Raw genomic sequence first — 15732 nt, forward strand, 5'->3', positions numbered from 1 at the left:
AATGCGCTATACTTTCCGATATATTACAGCTATACTTTTTTTAAGCGGACTTGTTGCTTGCAATAACTCATCACAAGACAGAAAACCAATCACAATTGAGGACAGAATGTATTCTCAAAAAACAGTTCTCTCGCCGGTCTTTGACAGTTTAAGACCGGCTGCACAAACCTTCCTCATAAAAGGTAACAGAGACACTTTAATTATAGGACAAAGCGGGACAACTTTAACGATACCTAAAAATACTTTTATAACTGCGCAAGGAGAAGCTGCAACAACCGTAACACTAAGTCTTGTTGAAGCAACTACAATTTCTGACATCATCAAATTAAATCTTCAAACAACTTCGGGAGAAAATATTTTACAAACAGGAGGAATGTTTTTTATTGATGCAAAAGAAAATGGGAGATCATTGGCAATAGCAGAAGGGAAATCTATTTATGTTGAAGTAAAAGCAAATTACAAAGACCCGCAAATGAAAATATTTGAGGGAAAGTTTAATAATAAAGGAAAAATTGATTGGGCACTTACGGGCGATCTTGAAAATTACCTGATCCCGATTCCTTTGAGCTTACTGAATTTCCACAAATGTGATCTTGAATGTGGTTTTAGCAAAGGGCAAACAGATAGTTTGTTAAGCCCTATATATGAAAATACATTCATTGCAACCCGCGAGTTTGAAGATAGATGTTGTGTAATGAGCATAGCAGGTTGTGATTGGTACAATGGATTAAGTAAACGATTGCTTACTATTTATTTAAGTAACCTCGAAAAACCGCTTTATTATTCAGACTCATTGGTTGTTGATTATTTGGCAAAAAGCTATAAAGATAAAATTGACACATCCCGGAAATTTCAATTTGACGATACGGGGTGGACTACTTATTTGTTCCGGGCTTTTACTCAGCTAAAAAATCAACATCTTACCAATGCTATCAACTTTAACAAACTGGGCATAACAGGAAGCACGTCTTCAGAAGATATGGTAGCAAAAGGCTATTCTGAAGCCGAGGCAGAAAAATACATTGCATTATTCAAAGTAAGAGAGCAGGTAATAAAAGAAAGGAAAACGGAAATACAAACATCTCGCTTGGCATCATATTCATTTGCAATAAATAAGCTTGGTTGGGTTAATGTTGATAGGTTTATAGATGAAAAGAATACTGAGGTTTCTACTTTTTTAGTGAATGTTCAATCGAAAGATACACTTGATTTTGTTTCTGTGTCATTGGTTATCCCAAACTATAACGTAGCTGTTTTTTCAATTTACAATGATGGCAACCTGTACAGCTTTACAAAAAAGAAAGACGGTTACAGAAAGTTGCCTGTCGGGCAGGATGCGATCGTTGTCGCGTTCTCCTATAAGAATAATAAACCCTATTTTGGAAAACAGGCAATCAAAATTCCAAAAGATGGGCAGATCAGTTTACCAATAGAGCCATCAACAGAAAAAGATATTAAACAGAAAATCGAGAAATTAACAGAATAAGAAAACTGAATTCCTCATCATAGGAAAAAAATGAAAGCTATATTTCAACTCCTTATTTGCACTATATTGTTTTTTTCTTGCGTACAGCAAGCAAAAAAAACAGACAGTGATACTATAAAAGAAGGGAATAAGACAACGACGCTTTCTACGGATACCGGAAAGCTTTCAAAGCTTATTGATATTACAACGTTTAAACCTGCTTCTGTCAAATTCAAGTACACTGTTATTGACAATTCGGGACAAAATGAACGCTTAACTGTTCCCGGCCCATCGGACGCTTATTTACAGGCGGTTCTTTATTTTGATACAGCTACGTACAAACAATTGCAGGCAAAGTATTTTAGTATAGATTACCTATCGCCCAATTTTGATAAACAAGAGTTTAATTTTGAATTGCTTGATCAGGATGTTAGGAAGGAACTCTTACATAGCGATACCAATTATCACGGTCATCCGGACTATTTTTTCGGATCAGGAACAAAAGGCAAGCTGTGGTTCTTAAAAAATAAGGTGTTACTAACAAATGGAACAGATTGAAGCAATAAAAGCGAAGATTTTAATGTATTAAATATTATTTCGCATTGAGTATACCTAACAAATGACAATTACAAAAAACGACATACTATTTTGGATTGGAATAATAACCGCTGTTTGGTTTGCGTTTGCAGGAACTTGTTGGACATATTGTGCTGCATTAATAATTGCTTATCCTGTTGGGTTAATAAGTTTTTCAATCTGGCGGAGAATAAAAAAAGATAACAAGCGGAGAAATAAATTCATCCCCGGAATTTTAATAACAGGACTGATACTTTCACTTTCGATATTAATTTACTTACTGATATTTGATTAAATGTGAAATAGCTACTGCGTTTCATCAGGCTGGACATTATAGTGAATAAGATTGCAAACTTTAGATCATAAAAAAAGAGTTTCAAGAAATTGAAACTCTTTTCTCTTAGTAAAAAAACGGTTTACTTATTCTTTTGAAAGAAGCTTACATTATTTCCATCCTGTAAAACATAATTTCCTGAGTTAAGATCATTGATGGGAACTGTAAACAAATTGCTGCCACTGCTTGCCTCAACAGAAATGGTTTTCACCAATTTGCCATCTACATCCCAAACATTCAATGTATGTGTGCCTATTGTGTTTGAAGTAATGATGGTTACATTCAGTTTGTCTTTTGCAGGATTAGGAAACACTTTAAATTCATTTGTGCCTGCTCCTTTATAAATTAAGATGGTAGGTGAATAGCTGAATGATCCATTGTCGTTGAATATTTTTAAACGATAATAGTTCTTATCTGCAGATGGATCGTTATGAATAAAACTGTAATTACGTTTTACATAACTGGTACCAACAGCTTTTACTTTACCAACATCTGAAAAGTTGCGGGCATCTTTACTGTATTGCACATCAAAATAAGCAACATTATTTTCGGTAGCTGTTTCCCATTGCAGATGGGTTTTTGCCAATTGAAGAACTCCTTTCAGCATATCAAGGTTTAATCCCAGTACAGCATTATTGAACGCATAGTTTTTAGCCAACATATACGATCTTGGATTGCCTGTAGTATCCTGGTAAGATAAGAGTACTAAATAGGTGCCTGTTGGAAGCTGGTTAGGAACAGCGCTTACAACACCTTCTGAGCTTAAAAAATCTGCACCGTTTAATGCATAGGTGTGAGCCCCTTTTGTAACAGCGTCCAATGTAACTATATTATCATTGCAACCTACAAATTCTACCTGCACACTATTTGCCAATGCATTTTCAGGTAATGTAAAGCTGATGTGTGAAGTGCTTACATCTGAGCCGTTATTGGCGGGCAATATCAGTGTTGGTGTTATTGTTGTAGTGTCTGTTTGTAATTGAAAAGTAATGGGTGCCGATATGGTTGTATCATATATAAGATCAGTATAAATAACCTGCAATGAATATTGTCCTGCTTCCAGGTAGGGATAACTGCTGCTAATTCCATTACTGCTCAACAATAAATGTGCAGGATCAATTGTAATGGTATGATTTCCCGATGCAGTATCAGATATAGCCAGCGTATCACTTACTCCAACTTTCTGAAAGACGAGCTTTGTGCTGTTAGGTAAAGCTGTTTTGGGAAGAATAAAGCTTACATCAAAATTGGTCCTAAATAAAGCGCCTGTAGTGGGCGAAGTAATAGTTGCCGGAATTTTAGTCGTATCAATAGTAACATTAAAAGAAGTATCGTATTTGGGTAGATGACCAAGATTATCATAGATACCAAGTACAACGGTATATGTACCCAAGGCCAAAGTATTGGGTGTGCTTGATCTGATGTGTACAGGATTGGACCCTGCAATATCATTGATATTAATGTTAAAGGTATCTATCTGTACAACAGACAGTTGAATGGTTGTAGTATCTCCGGGCCCCTTTATAAAATATAATGTCTTGGGAAATCCGCTTAACCTGGGTGTTTGATTTACATTGGATATAACCTTAAAATTATTATTTACATAACTGTTACTTGCTGGCAACGTAAGAGTAGGAGGTAATGCTGCAACACTTAATGTGATGGTAACGGGCGCAGAACTAAAAATGATTCCATTATCTGTACGGGTAAAAAAAGCTTTTACGGTGTAAGTACCGCTTGGCATAGAAGTGTCTGATGAAGTGGAGGTGGTAGTTACAGTATAAGCTGTGTCTACTCTGCTGAGATAATTGGCATAGAAAACCCTGCTTTTAGTAGGAGTAACAGTGTTAAAGGTCACGGTCCATGTTTGACCAATTTGTGAAGTATAAAAACCCGATGTATAAGTAAATACAAAGTATACGTTTTTTATGGGCGAGGAAGTAGGTGCTACACTATATGCTAAAGAAACAGTATTGATATAACTGCCATTAGCAGAAGGACTGCTCATGCTAATGGTTTGCGTTTTGGCAGTAGTAGCAAACTGCATAGCAATACTTAAAAGAACCAACGTTTTGGTAATAAAATTTTTCATACTTGAAGTTTTATAATGGCAAAGCCAAATATAAAAATGATATGTATGACAACCCTATACGTATTTTACACATATTAACATAACGCTTTCATTTTATAATGAAAGTTTACATAATTATTGGGTTTTGCAATTGAGTGATATAAAAGAAGAAAAATGTAAGTAAATAAAAAAAGGCTTCAATTGCTTGAAACCTTTGCCGGTGTTGTGTCCTCGCAGAGACTCGAACTCTGGACCCATTGATTAAGAGTCAATTGCTCTACCAACTGAGCTACGAAGACAGGAATGTAAATCTAAGAAATTTTAAAATATTATGCTTCTGTCAAAACATTCGGTCTTTTTCGTAAGCCTTTTGCACTTAGCATTTCGCCGATCTTATTTATCAAATAAACAGATGCTTCAATTTCTTCTTTGCGGATGGCAACACTTTCAATGTTAAATCCAAAAGGAATGTTTTTATCAATACAGTAATTGATCAGTTCTTCTGCAATTGATAAAGCAATTGAAACTGATTTTTCAACTGTATTTTCAGAGTTGATCAATTCTTCTTTTAACGAATCAGGAATATGAATACCCAGCCATTCCATAAACTGTAATGTTTTTACTGAGCCGCATACCGTAAGTGTAAAAATAACGGTGGGAAGCTCTATATTTTTATTTTGGCAGGAAGCTACGAGAGATTCCATTGCTTTACGTGCATACTCAACATTGAAAATACATTGTGAGATAAAGTAAGAGACACCTGAATTCATCTTATCGAGCATACGCACATCTTCATCATTCAATACCGCATGTCTTTCGGGAATAGTAACAGCGCCGATGATAGAATGCTCTTTATGCAGGCTCCACAATTCATACGCTTCTTTTAAACTTGTTTTTACCTGGAAATCAGGAGCAGGCAAGCCTACAAATACCGGGTAAAATTTATGTTGAGTTAGATTGTGTAACCAATCTGCTAATTCTTCTTTAGAAAATTTACCGGCGGGGCGATAAATAATTTTAGGAACTTCCAACGAGTGTAAATGAGTGCTTGCAAATTCAAAAGGATCTAAGGCACTTGTAAAAGGAAACGGTCTTTCTTCAGATGTTCTAGCAGATTCATCCTGAACATCATATACTACCAATGCGTCAATATCCAAAGCATACAGGCGCTCTAATGTTTTTTCGGCAATAGCAGCTACTTTTTCAGGAGGGGTTTGCGATTTAGGCGGTGTGATACCATATAATAAAATGCCCGAATCTTTCTTCCTGATCTTGTTTAAAAACATAACTTATAATTTAAAGCCCGCAAAAGTAATTAATAATAAGCTAATTGTTGCTATATATTATGTAATTGATGCATTTGAATGGGCGCCACCTTACATATATTCCTGATAGATAATAAGTCAAATAGATTTTTTTCTTATTGGCATTTATTGCTATTTTTAAAACTTCTTTTTGAAGAATTATTATTCGTTTTACGACAAAATTATTTTTATGAAACAAATCAAGTATCTCAACGGAGTATTGACAGTAATTGCTGTTTGTTTGGTATTAATTACAATGGCAGTAACAGGTATTATACCAACTGCAAAAGCAGGTGATTCCCGCAAGCAAGTTACTGTTCCTGTAAACGTAGATGGTTCTATTAATGTAAAAGTATTGCATAGTGATCCTGTTGATGTAAATATTTCACAAGTGGGTGGTTTCAATATTTCCAGCAGCGTACCTGTAGAAACTAAAACTCCGGGCAAGGATTAAGTCATAAGCTGTTTAAATATTCCTGCAACTACTATTTTATTTGGTTGCAGGAATTGTATAGTACCCGGTTTATATTTTTACCAGCCGATATTTCAACATTTTTGTACATATCCACATTTTGATCGATTTGGTATAGTTTTAGCATTAATGGAGCAACTACCTAATTTAAAGTTGCACCATGAAAAAACCTTTGTTGACCTCCTTGCTATTGCTGTGCGTTTGCGTAGCGTTCTCTCAAAAAAATAATAGAAGTGATTTTAATGATTATGACCAGGAACGTTTTTTTCGTGCCGGCTTAAAAGTTACTGCTATTGCGAATAAACTGCCTGATGCTTCTTATAATAACGGCTTTAATTATAATTATGCTTTGGGAGCTTTTGCTCAAATAAACTTTAGCAAGCGCTGGGGCATACAACCCGAAATAAATCTCATCCAGCAAACTACAACATACAGCACAGGCGATGCTTCTGACATTACCAACGATGTTTTTCGCGGTGGTTCACAAAAAAAGGCGCCCTTTAATTATGTGCAGGTGCCGGTTTTAATGAACATGAATGTGGGAGTAAGTAAACACGTAAAATTACAAGCAGGTCCTTTTGTAGGGTTTTCTTTAAATAACCGGGAAACAAAAAGCGAAGAAACGCTTTCATCAACTACTCAATATAAAAAAATAGAGGTAGGAGCAGTAGGAGGTTTATGGATACAACTGCCTTTTGTAAACTTTGGAGGAAGATACCAGGTGAGCTTAGGCAATTATTACAGTCCTGTAACTAAACAAACCGGGAAAAATCAAGCCATACAATTCTTTATAGGGTTTACAATATAATATTCATGGTTTGCACATAAAGTGCAAGGGGCTAAGCCGTTAAGAAAAAACTTAGCGGCTTTTTTCTTGATATTTGATGAACGTACGGATTAATTTATAAGAACTTCTTCTACGGATGATCGTTTAGAGAAAGTGTGTAAACGTAATTGATCTTCGTCATAAGCGGCGATCAGAAAGCTAAATAAAAATTCGGTTAGGCTTCCGCCTACTCTTGGATTGATCTCGAAAATATATGGCTTGCCCTTATATATGGTATAATCAATGCAACAGATTCCCTGCCATTCCATCTTCATAAGAATAGATGAAAAAAGAGACAGGAATGGCGTTTGTGTCATAAGAGAATAGGAACTTTCCTGTTTGCCTCTTAGATGTATCCTGGTTTTGTGCACGTGTTTGAAAGTAAGTGAAGATGCTACTTTGTTATTTTTGAAAAGTATGTGCGTTGCATATTCCGTTTTGCCCGGAATGATTTGTTGCACAAAATAATCATTTGATAAGAGCTGGTCTTTAAAACGCAATTCCATGTCTTTGTTATAAATGATTTCACTACCTATTCCCCATTCAGTAATTTTCTTTTTTAATATATACGGATATTGCTGTGGTAGCCCAACTTTGGGGCACATTTCTTTAAAGCCATTCTCTTCCAGCCATTGATAAAACAGCTGCTTATTATTGCAGATATTTAAAACGTTGGTTGATGGGATAGGAATGATATTATCTTCAATGATATTCCTGTTTCTGTTTAATAGTTGTGTGTCTTTTATCGTTAATGGGATTACTACATCACTTTTAATTATGTTTTCTATGGATAAAGTGTTAAAACGGATGTGGTGAGCAGTGGTTGAAAAACCTTTTCGAATGTTCTTTTCCCAGTCTTTTCTTATTGAAAAAAGGATATTTAACGATGGTATATTCCTGCTTTCAATAGCTGTTTTTTTATAAAATCTTTTTTTCTGCAATCGTGGATGAAATGTACGTATATGGTATTGCACCATGTGCCATTTCTTTAGTAAGAAATTCATTCAATAAGAAATAACTTGGTTAGTAAATTTTCGGTTATCTAAAATAGTTATTTACTTAAATAAAATGACAATAAATATTTGAATTTAGAGACGGGATTTAAAAAAAACTATAACCGAACAATATTTAAAATGGCTACAGGCTGTTGTAGCATATCATCGTTAGTAGGTTGAGCATAAAATTTTTGCACCAACGACATACCTTTTACCACTTGTCCAAATGCAGCATAGCCTTGTCCATCAGGGTTATTAGAACCTCCGTAGTCAAAGCCCTTTTGATCACCAATACAAATAAAAAATTCACTGCCGGCTGTTCCGGGGGCTTGCCGGGCAAGAGAGATAGTGCCGTTTTTATGAGTAAGCTTTGTTTGTAATGTGGTTTCGTGTGGAATGCCTGAAATATTCATAGTTGGCTTTGTTTTCCAAATGCCTCCTTGCAATAAAGCTGTGGATGCATTGCCTGTAGGCTGATTGTCGTCATTCAACGCCCTGTAAAAAGATGCATCTTTATAATAACCTGAATCTACATATGATAAGAATGCAGCTACACTTTTAGGTGCATTTTCAGGAAAAAGCTCCACTTCAATATCTCCAAATTTTGTTTGTATAGCTACATGAGGGTTTTTATATTTTTTCCCTGTGCAGGATAGAAGCAAAACAACAGCAGCTAAATAAAAATATCGCATAAACATATTCTTATCAAGATAACAAGATAATAAACGGTTGGTACTTTAAATAAAAAAGCCGCTTTAAAAAGCGACTTGGTGCCCAGAACTATCTCAAGTTCGAACTTTTCTATTGAAGATGTAAAAAATATTTTGCTGTATCAAATAGAAAATTTAAGCACCTGACTCATAATCAGGGGGTCCCAGGATCGTGCCCTGGTGGGCCCACTTTAATAGGAGTAAAGGTTTCAGCAGATTTTGTTGAAGCCTTTTTTCGTACAAAGGCATTGGAAAAGAAATTACAATTATTTTATAGAAAAGTCAGGTGCTCTAACCAACTGAGCTATGGGCCCTTCTTTGTAGCTTTCAAATAGTTTTCTCTTTACAGGTCAAAATTTATTGTTTTTCGGATGACCTACAGGGTTATTTTTAACCCCGGTACTTTACGGGCTTTTTCCCCTTGCATTTATTATCAAAAATATTTATGTTTGAGCGATTCTGAAAAGTCCCGCTCATTTATTCCTGTAAGTGAGAGAGGCGAAGCTATATATAAGCTAACTATAGATTACAATCTATAATAATTGACATAATGTGTAACTACAGCACATATTTATGAATTGTGCGAAATTCTAAACAAATCCTAAATGGCATTCACAAAAAAGACACCTTTAGAAAAGCTAGAAACTAAAATTAAAAATTTGGTTACGGACAATAGGTTTGTTAAAACATCCAAAACAGTAAAATTTGGAGGAGAAAAACTTTTTGACTATAATAAAAGTGCTGTAAAGTATGGATATAAACGTTGTTATATTTCCACGGTACTGGGCAGGAACTCAGAATACTGCCACTCATCAATGCCCTAACGTCCTGTTACCCTAAACTAAAATCCTACTTAAATTCAAACTAACATGCAAAGCTATATCACGAAATTTTTAGCAGATTGCAAGGCATACAATGCTGACAACTTTCAGCCTACCAACCCCAGCTGAGAATATCTATCATCATTTGTTCGACACTTCAACAATATAGCCTCCCATACAGATTGTAATACATTTAATTTTATCTGGCCGCATTTAAGACTCTACAATTGACTGAAATATTCAATATTTTTGAAATAAACATTTAGCACCTTAATGACAGCAATAATCGTAATAGGAATAATAATCTTTATTGTTTATACCTTTCCCAGCAGCAAAAAACCGAATAACCAGAGTACTACTTACGCAAAATCAAATGGAAGACAAAAATCTGAAAAAGAAACAAAAGAGGAATTAATCAAAAATTTATTAAAAGATATAAAAGTAACTGTGACAACATCAGAAACTCCAAACAATTATACCGACAATTCAATTATTGATGTTACCAACCAGCCATACAAAATAAACTCAATAAACAGCTTAAAGAAATACAGCAATGGTGTACCCTATTGGGCACACCATTATGTTTATTCCTATTCTGAAATAAATACTGCTTCACCTGAGCAAAAATTATTTTACGACATATTTAAATCAAATTTTCTTAATAATATATGTTTGGATATAGAAGAAAACTCCAACTACGCATTTATACTACTCTTCAACTTGATAGATGAATATGAAAATCATAGAAATATTTCTCGTACAGAACAACAACTATATAGGCTTTCAGAAAACTACCCGAAGACAAAGTTCTATGCTTATGCAGCGCTAATAAAGAAACTACGACAACTAGATGAATATGACACGATCAATGTCCTAAGTAAAAAGGAAGGAAGTTTTTACTCTTACCGACCTTATCAATCAAATGATAATATTAATAGCTATGAAAACTATTGGGGAATAGGCACTAAATATAAAACTCAACTTAAATTATCCGAGGATGAAGTAACCCTACTCAACAAACTTTGGTATCCCAGCAATAACTTTTGTAGTATTGAATATTGTTGTATTGAAGTCTTAAAGTTTTACCTTGTTGTAATATCAGAATTAGAAAAGAAGTATATTCAAGAAGGAACTACAATGGATGCTGAATTTTTAGCTGTTGCAGATGTAGTTGCAAGAAAGCATTTTAAATACAAGAGTGGAAGTCAAAACTATAAATATTGCATCGAAATAACGACCAAAGAATTTTATTCTCATATTTTTAAACACTGCGAAAATGCAGTTCGTGAATATTACAGACATAAACGCAAGATAAATACCGATATTTATTACACAGCACCAGAGGCTAAAACGGAATTTGAAACAAAAATAACAGCTAAAATAACAGAATTGCTGCCGGCATTAATTTCAAAAGTTACACTACCAGATGAAGCAACAGAAATTGAACTCTATTCGCAAAATACAAATCGTTGGAAAATCAAGTTTGAGGAATTAACAATAAGCTATAATGAAAAATCCATAGAGTTTGTTGATTCAATTATTTCTCTTGGAAAACTTAATAAAAAAAATCCATCAATTGAGAATATATTTTTTGAAGCATCAAAGTTTATAGCAAAGTATGACAAGCAATCTTCCCTTACCCTATATGTTCATTATTTATATCACGACCTAAAATCAGCAACTTTTGACAACAGACAACTTACAAAAACTATTCAGAAAAGCTTATTCAAAACAAATGAGCAGTTACACGATTTTGAAATAATTGTCAACGAACTAATTAAAGATAAAGATTTAGATAAAGCATTAAAAAGTGTCTCTAAAGTTTATGAGGTTAAGCGTAAGAAAATACAACTTGATATTGCTTCAATAAAAGAAGTTCAACAACAACACTCTGGAACAGTTAAACTTCTCAATGAATATTTAAAGGATGATTTTGAAGATGACAACAACACAATAAAATCTCAAGAAATAAGTAATGAAGAAATTAAAATTGAGATAATCCCAAAAAATGAAGAAGTTTATCAATCAACTTTTCACAGCGAATTAGCTTTTTCAGAAATACACACAACAGCATTAGAATTATTTGCTAAAAGTAATTTTTCAGTCCCTCAAAATGAACTTGAATCCTTTGCAAAATCGAAAGGTATTTTTAAAAACCAACTCGTAGAAAGCATCAATGAAAAATGCTATGATTTTTTAGATGATGTATTGATTGAGGAAGAAGATGATTATTATATAATTAACACAAATTATTTTCAAAGTATTTCAGTAAAATGATAGATAATATTAAACCCAAAGAAGCGACATCAATTATTAATTCATTAATTGGTGGAGTAGTTCCTAAAATTGGCGTCCAACACATTACCGTTGGACGTTCTGAAGAAATCAACGCAGTTGTTTCTGCATTAGAAGATGTAAAGAATGGACATAGTATGGTGAAATTTTGGATTGGCGACTTTGGCTCGGGCAAATCCTTTATGCTTCATTTGCTCAATACAGTTGCTTTGAAGCAAAAATTTGTAGTTGCCAATGCGGATTTTACACCAGATAATCGTTTGTATTCTAATGACGGAAAAGGAGTTGCTCTCTATTCTGCCATTATGGATAATGTTTCAATTCAAACTAAGCCAGAAGGTGGCGCATTACCTACATTACTGGAAAAGTGGATTGAGCAAAGTATAACCAAAACTGCCGACGAAAATAAAATTTCATTGACAGATATTCGTAATGAGCAATACTTGAATCTAATTCAAAACAATATTATGAAGACTATTAATGAAATCACTGATGTAGGTAGTTTCGACTTTGGAATGGTTGTGATGAAATACTATGAAGGATATATAAAAGACGATGAACAACTAAGGAGAAATGCTTTGAAATGGCTTAAAGGAGAATATAGAACCAAAACAGAAGCAAAACAGGACTTAGGAGTTAGAGAAGTAATTAATGATTTAAATTACTACGATATGCTAAAAAACTTCTGTAAACTCTTCGTAAGTATGGGTTACAGCGGATTTATGGTAAATCTTGACGAAGCTATAAATCTTTACAAGATTTCAACTTCTGTAATGAGAGAAAAAAATTACGAAAAAATACTTACCATTTATAACGATTGTTTCCAAGGAAAGGTCACTAATCTGTTTTTTAATTTTGCGGGAACAAAAGAGGTTTTAGAAAATGAGCGCAGAGGTCTTTTTAGTTATAATGCTTTAAAGTCAAGGCTTCTTACAAATAAATTTGAAACTGCTGAGATAAGAGATTTTGCACAGCCAGTAATTCGTTTAATGCCACTTGACCATAACGAAATATTTGTTTTACTCAAAAAGTTGAAAGCGATATTTGATTATAACTATAAAACTGAAATTCAAATAACTGATAGCGAAATTCATCAGTTTATGGAGGAGCTGTTTAACAAACCAGGCGCATCTGAATTTTTAACACCAAGAGAAGTAATTCGAGATTTTTTGAATATTCTAAATATCATTCGCCAAAACCCAACAGTCGATAAAAACAAACTATTTGGTGAACTTGAAGTTTCTGATGAAAGACCTGATGAGGTTTCATTAGACAGCATTGAAGAACTATAATGTCATTTGATTTACTTTCAGAGCCAATACGAAAATTCATTCGTGATAAGGGTTGGGAGCAGTTGCGACCTATTCAAACAGCAGCTATTGCCAAAATTTTGGCATCGGATGACAATTTTATTTTAGCATCAAGAACAGCATCAGGGAAAACAGAAGCGGCTTTTTTACCAATTCTTTCAAAAGTTGATTTTAATGAATTAGGAGTTCAAGTACTTTATATCTCGCCTCTAATTGCTTTAATTAACGACCAGTTTTATCGAATCGAAGAGCTTTGCAAAAATCTGGATGTAACTGTTACTAAGTGGCACGGAGAAGCCAACAAAACAATTAAAGACAGATTAATTAAACAACCTAATGGGATTGTTTTAATTACACCGGAATCATTGGAAGCAATGTTTGTAAACAAGCCTTTTAATGTTAAACAATTGTTTTCAAATCTTAAATATGTTGTAATTGATGAAGTGCATTCATTTATTGGCACAGACAGGGGCGTTCAACTGAAATCAATTTTATCAAGACTACAAAAAGTAAATTCAAAATCATTCAGCATAGTTGGCTTATCAGCAACAATTGGAGATTACAACGAAGCAAAGAAGTTTACAGGGGAGGAGTTAAAAACAAAAGTATTATTAGATAGAACAGCAAAAGAGATTAAAGCTCTATTTCGCTATTTCAAGAATACAAAAGAGGAGTTGTCCTTAGAGCTTTTAAAAAACTTATACCTTGAAACAAAAGACAATAAAGTTTTAATTTTCCCTAACAGCAGAGGACGGGCAGAAGAGGTTGCAGTTAAACTAAAAAAGATTTCAGAAAGAGTAAAAGGACACTCTAATTATTTCTCACATCATTCATCAGTTGACAGAGAAGTAAGAGAGTATGTTGAATATTTTGCGAAGAATAACAATCGACAAAATTTTTGCATTTCATGCACATCAACATTAGAACTGGGTATTGACATTGGAACTGTTGATGAAGTTGTTCAAATTGATGCGACACACAGCATAGCCTCACTAATTCAAAGGGTTGGAAGAAGTGGTAGAAAAGAAGGAGAAAATAGTAATTTGTTTTTGTATGCAACAAATGAATGGAGTTTACTTCAATCTATAGCTTGTTGGTTATTATACAAAGAGGGGTTCATTGAGCCGCCTCAAAAAAATGAAAAGCCCTATGATATTTTAGTTCATCAAGCTTTGTCAATAACAAAAGGGCATTCTGGAATTAGATGGGCTGAATTGATTATACAATTAAAAGAGAACTCTGCCTTTAAACTAATTGAAGTTTTTGAAATAGAACAAATACTTAATCACTTAATTGTAATTGATTTCTTAGAAAAAATACAACATGAGGTTATAATTGGTGTCGAAGGAGAAAAACTTGTGAACAGTCGTGATTTTTACAGCGTATTTAAAACCGAAGAAAACTTCAAAGTTGTAAATGCGGGGAATACAATTGGCGAAATACCATTTTCACCCCAAGTCATTGAAGATGAAAATATTTTACTTTCAGCTAAAATTTGGAAGATAAAATTTGTTGATCATAAAGCAAAAAAGATAGAAGTAATTCCAACAAAAGATGGAAAGAAACCAATGTTTTTTGGTGGAGGAGGAACAATACATCAAAGAATAAGAGAAAAAATGCTTGAAATCCTTTATTCCAAAACAGAATATGATTTTCTCGACCAACCAAGTTGTGATGAAATAGAGATATTGCGAAAAGATTTCTCTGTTTTTAATATTCAAAACTTGCAAACTGACCGCCCTTTGCTTTCAGCAGAAAAACATTTACGACTCTTTACTTTCACAGGAACACGAATAAACAGAACAATACAATTACTTCTAAATATTTCAGGAATTAAAAATATACTTGACGACCCTAGTAGCTCATTTGACATACAGGTTTCTAAACAAGAAGTAATTTCAAGATGGAATTCATTAACCTTGCTCTTTGCTGACATTGATATTCATATTTCTAACCTTTTGCAGACAAGTCCAGCATTATTAGGCTTTTCTAAATGGGGGCTTTATTTACCCGAAAACTATCAAGTTAAACTCTTAAAAGACAAATACTTTGACATCGAACAAACAACAGGACTTTTGGAGACAATGAAGCTAATCGAAAACGAATAATATTGTATCAGTCCTTTGAGCCAACGCACCAAATCAAACCATTTGCAAGCCACATAAAGCCAACACAAAAATGAACCTTGCGAAAGAACCTGCCTCCCCACGCCTCATTTTAAATGAAAATGCATATTCTCAATTAATACATTTTAGAAGGTTTAATAATTAAAAAATTTCCATTAATCACTTATTTAAAAGAAAACATAAATGGATAACGACACAAAGAAATTTCTTTTAGATACAGCAGTAAAAATCATTCAGAAAAATATTGATCAGAAAGTTATTAAAAGCTATACGCTTGCTGATATCTCATATATGTACTATGGCTTATCTGCTATTTTAGTTGCACAAGAAACAGTCGATGAAAGAGAAAGATTAGAAGCTCTTAGAAGTGTAAGTAATTAGTAGAATGTATTTGATGTAAAAAGAGGTGACTTAAGTACTCACCTCT

The 15732-nt window shown here is 33.7% G+C and carries 13 protein-coding genes and 2 tRNA genes; 9 read left to right on the top strand and 6 right to left on the bottom strand.

Going from position 1 to position 15732, the window contains the following annotated elements; all coding sequences use genetic code 11:
- Position 1 precedes the first annotated feature (1 nt).
- Positions 2-1486 carry a hypothetical protein gene (locus K9M53_RS05005; RefSeq protein ID WP_224018533.1) on the top strand — a complete coding sequence of 495 codons (1485 nt, stop codon included), beginning with the start codon at positions 2-4 and terminating at the stop codon, positions 1484-1486.
- Between the two features lie 30 nt (positions 1487-1516).
- Positions 1517-2023 (top strand): hypothetical protein, encoded by a 507-nt coding sequence (locus tag K9M53_RS05010; RefSeq protein ID WP_224018534.1) that lies wholly within the window; start codon positions 1517-1519, stop codon positions 2021-2023.
- 434 nt (positions 2024-2457) lie between these two features.
- Here the strand turns inward: K9M53_RS05010 and K9M53_RS05015 are convergent, their stop codons facing one another.
- The 3 genes from K9M53_RS05015 to K9M53_RS05025 all read right to left on the bottom strand — a co-directional run bounded on the left by K9M53_RS05015 (position 2458) and on the right by K9M53_RS05025 (position 5732).
- Entirely contained in the window at positions 2458-4467 is a 2010-nt protein-coding gene (locus tag K9M53_RS05015; protein WP_224018535.1) for a T9SS type A sorting domain-containing protein, read from the bottom strand.
- 205 nt (positions 4468-4672) lie between these two features.
- Positions 4673-4745 (bottom strand) — tRNA-Lys (locus K9M53_RS05020).
- A gap of 30 nt (positions 4746-4775) precedes the next feature.
- Positions 4776-5732 (bottom strand): methylenetetrahydrofolate reductase, encoded by a 957-nt coding sequence (locus K9M53_RS05025; protein ID WP_224018536.1) that lies wholly within the window; start codon positions 5730-5732, stop codon positions 4776-4778.
- A 208-nt stretch (positions 5733-5940) separates the two neighbouring features.
- Between K9M53_RS05025 and K9M53_RS05030 the strand changes: the two genes are divergently transcribed.
- Positions 5941-6204: a hypothetical protein gene (locus tag K9M53_RS05030; protein ID WP_224018537.1), complete on the top strand. Its 264-nt coding sequence runs from the start codon at positions 5941-5943 to the stop codon at positions 6202-6204.
- 178 nt (positions 6205-6382) lie between these two features.
- Entirely contained in the window at positions 6383-7030 is a 648-nt protein-coding gene (locus K9M53_RS05035; RefSeq protein ID WP_224018538.1) for a porin family protein, read from the top strand.
- Positions 7031-7119: 89 nt separating this feature from the next.
- Here the strand turns inward: K9M53_RS05035 and K9M53_RS05040 are convergent, their stop codons facing one another.
- From K9M53_RS05040 to K9M53_RS05050, 3 genes are all read right to left on the bottom strand, one after another.
- Positions 7120-8052: an ATP-grasp domain-containing protein gene (locus K9M53_RS05040; protein ID WP_224018539.1), complete on the bottom strand. Its 933-nt coding sequence runs from the start codon at positions 8050-8052 to the stop codon at positions 7120-7122.
- A 107-nt stretch (positions 8053-8159) separates the two neighbouring features.
- Complete coding sequence (locus K9M53_RS05045) at positions 8160-8735, bottom strand: peptidylprolyl isomerase (protein ID WP_224018540.1); 576 nt, start codon at positions 8733-8735, stop codon at positions 8160-8162.
- Positions 8736-8931: 196 nt separating this feature from the next.
- Positions 8932-9067: transfer RNA gene (locus K9M53_RS05050), tRNA-OTHER, on the bottom strand.
- A 291-nt stretch (positions 9068-9358) separates the two neighbouring features.
- Here K9M53_RS05050 and K9M53_RS05055 point away from each other — a divergent pair.
- The 5 genes from K9M53_RS05055 (at position 9359) to K9M53_RS05075 (ending at position 15686) form a co-directional block, all read left to right on the top strand.
- A complete protein-coding gene (locus K9M53_RS05055) occupies positions 9359-9577 on the top strand; it encodes a hypothetical protein (RefSeq protein ID WP_224018541.1) in 219 nt (72 codons plus the stop codon).
- 270 nt (positions 9578-9847) lie between these two features.
- The gene (locus K9M53_RS05060; protein ID WP_224018542.1) at positions 9848-11851 is read left to right on the top strand and encodes a tellurite resistance TerB C-terminal domain-containing protein; all 2004 of its coding nucleotides are present in this window, start codon (positions 9848-9850) and stop codon (positions 11849-11851) included.
- Entirely contained in the window at positions 11848-13161 is a 1314-nt protein-coding gene (locus tag K9M53_RS05065; protein WP_224018543.1) for an ATP-binding protein, read from the top strand. Before K9M53_RS05060 ends, K9M53_RS05065 begins: the two co-directional genes overlap by 4 nt.
- The gene (locus tag K9M53_RS05070) at positions 13161-15287 is read left to right on the top strand and encodes a DEAD/DEAH box helicase (protein ID WP_224018544.1); all 2127 of its coding nucleotides are present in this window, start codon (positions 13161-13163) and stop codon (positions 15285-15287) included. The genes K9M53_RS05065 and K9M53_RS05070 overlap by 1 nt, the downstream gene beginning before the upstream one ends.
- Positions 15288-15488: 201 nt before the next feature.
- Positions 15489-15686, top strand: a complete 198-nt coding sequence (locus tag K9M53_RS05075) for a hypothetical protein (protein WP_224018545.1) — start codon at positions 15489-15491, stop codon at positions 15684-15686.
- The last annotated feature ends 46 nt before the right edge of the window (positions 15687-15732 follow it).

It is taken from the genome of Ferruginibacter albus, assembly GCF_020042285.1.
GTDB classification, from domain to species: domain Bacteria; phylum Bacteroidota; class Bacteroidia; order Chitinophagales; family Chitinophagaceae; genus Ferruginibacter; species Ferruginibacter albus.

Bases quoted from the DNA above. Each gene is read 5' to 3' on its own strand.
- K9M53_RS05010 (WP_224018534.1), top strand. From the start codon at position 1,517: ATGAAAGCTATATTTCAACTCCTTATTTGCACTATATTGTTTTTTTCT.
- K9M53_RS05070 (WP_224018544.1), top strand. From the start codon at position 13,161: ATGTCATTTGATTTACTTTCAGAGCCAATACGAAAATTCATTCGTGAT.
- K9M53_RS05035 (WP_224018538.1), top strand. From the start codon at position 6,383: ATGAAAAAACCTTTGTTGACCTCCTTGCTATTGCTGTGCGTTTGCGTA.
- K9M53_RS05015 (WP_224018535.1), bottom strand. From the start codon at position 4,467: ATGAAAAATTTTATTACCAAAACGTTGGTTCTTTTAAGTATTGCTATG.
- K9M53_RS05055 (WP_224018541.1), top strand. From the start codon at position 9,359: ATGGCATTCACAAAAAAGACACCTTTAGAAAAGCTAGAAACTAAAATT.
- K9M53_RS05025 (WP_224018536.1), bottom strand. From the start codon at position 5,732: ATGTTTTTAAACAAGATCAGGAAGAAAGATTCGGGCATTTTATTATAT.
- K9M53_RS05065 (WP_224018543.1), top strand. From the start codon at position 11,848: ATGATAGATAATATTAAACCCAAAGAAGCGACATCAATTATTAATTCA.
- K9M53_RS05060 (WP_224018542.1), top strand. From the start codon at position 9,848: ATGACAGCAATAATCGTAATAGGAATAATAATCTTTATTGTTTATACC.
- K9M53_RS05045 (WP_224018540.1), bottom strand. From the start codon at position 8,735: ATGCGATATTTTTATTTAGCTGCTGTTGTTTTGCTTCTATCCTGCACA.
- K9M53_RS05075 (WP_224018545.1), top strand. From the start codon at position 15,489: ATGGATAACGACACAAAGAAATTTCTTTTAGATACAGCAGTAAAAATC.
- K9M53_RS05040 (WP_224018539.1), bottom strand. From the start codon at position 8,052: ATGAATTTCTTACTAAAGAAATGGCACATGGTGCAATACCATATACGT.
- K9M53_RS05030 (WP_224018537.1), top strand. From the start codon at position 5,941: ATGAAACAAATCAAGTATCTCAACGGAGTATTGACAGTAATTGCTGTT.
- K9M53_RS05005 (WP_224018533.1), top strand. From the start codon at position 2: ATGCGCTATACTTTCCGATATATTACAGCTATACTTTTTTTAAGCGGA.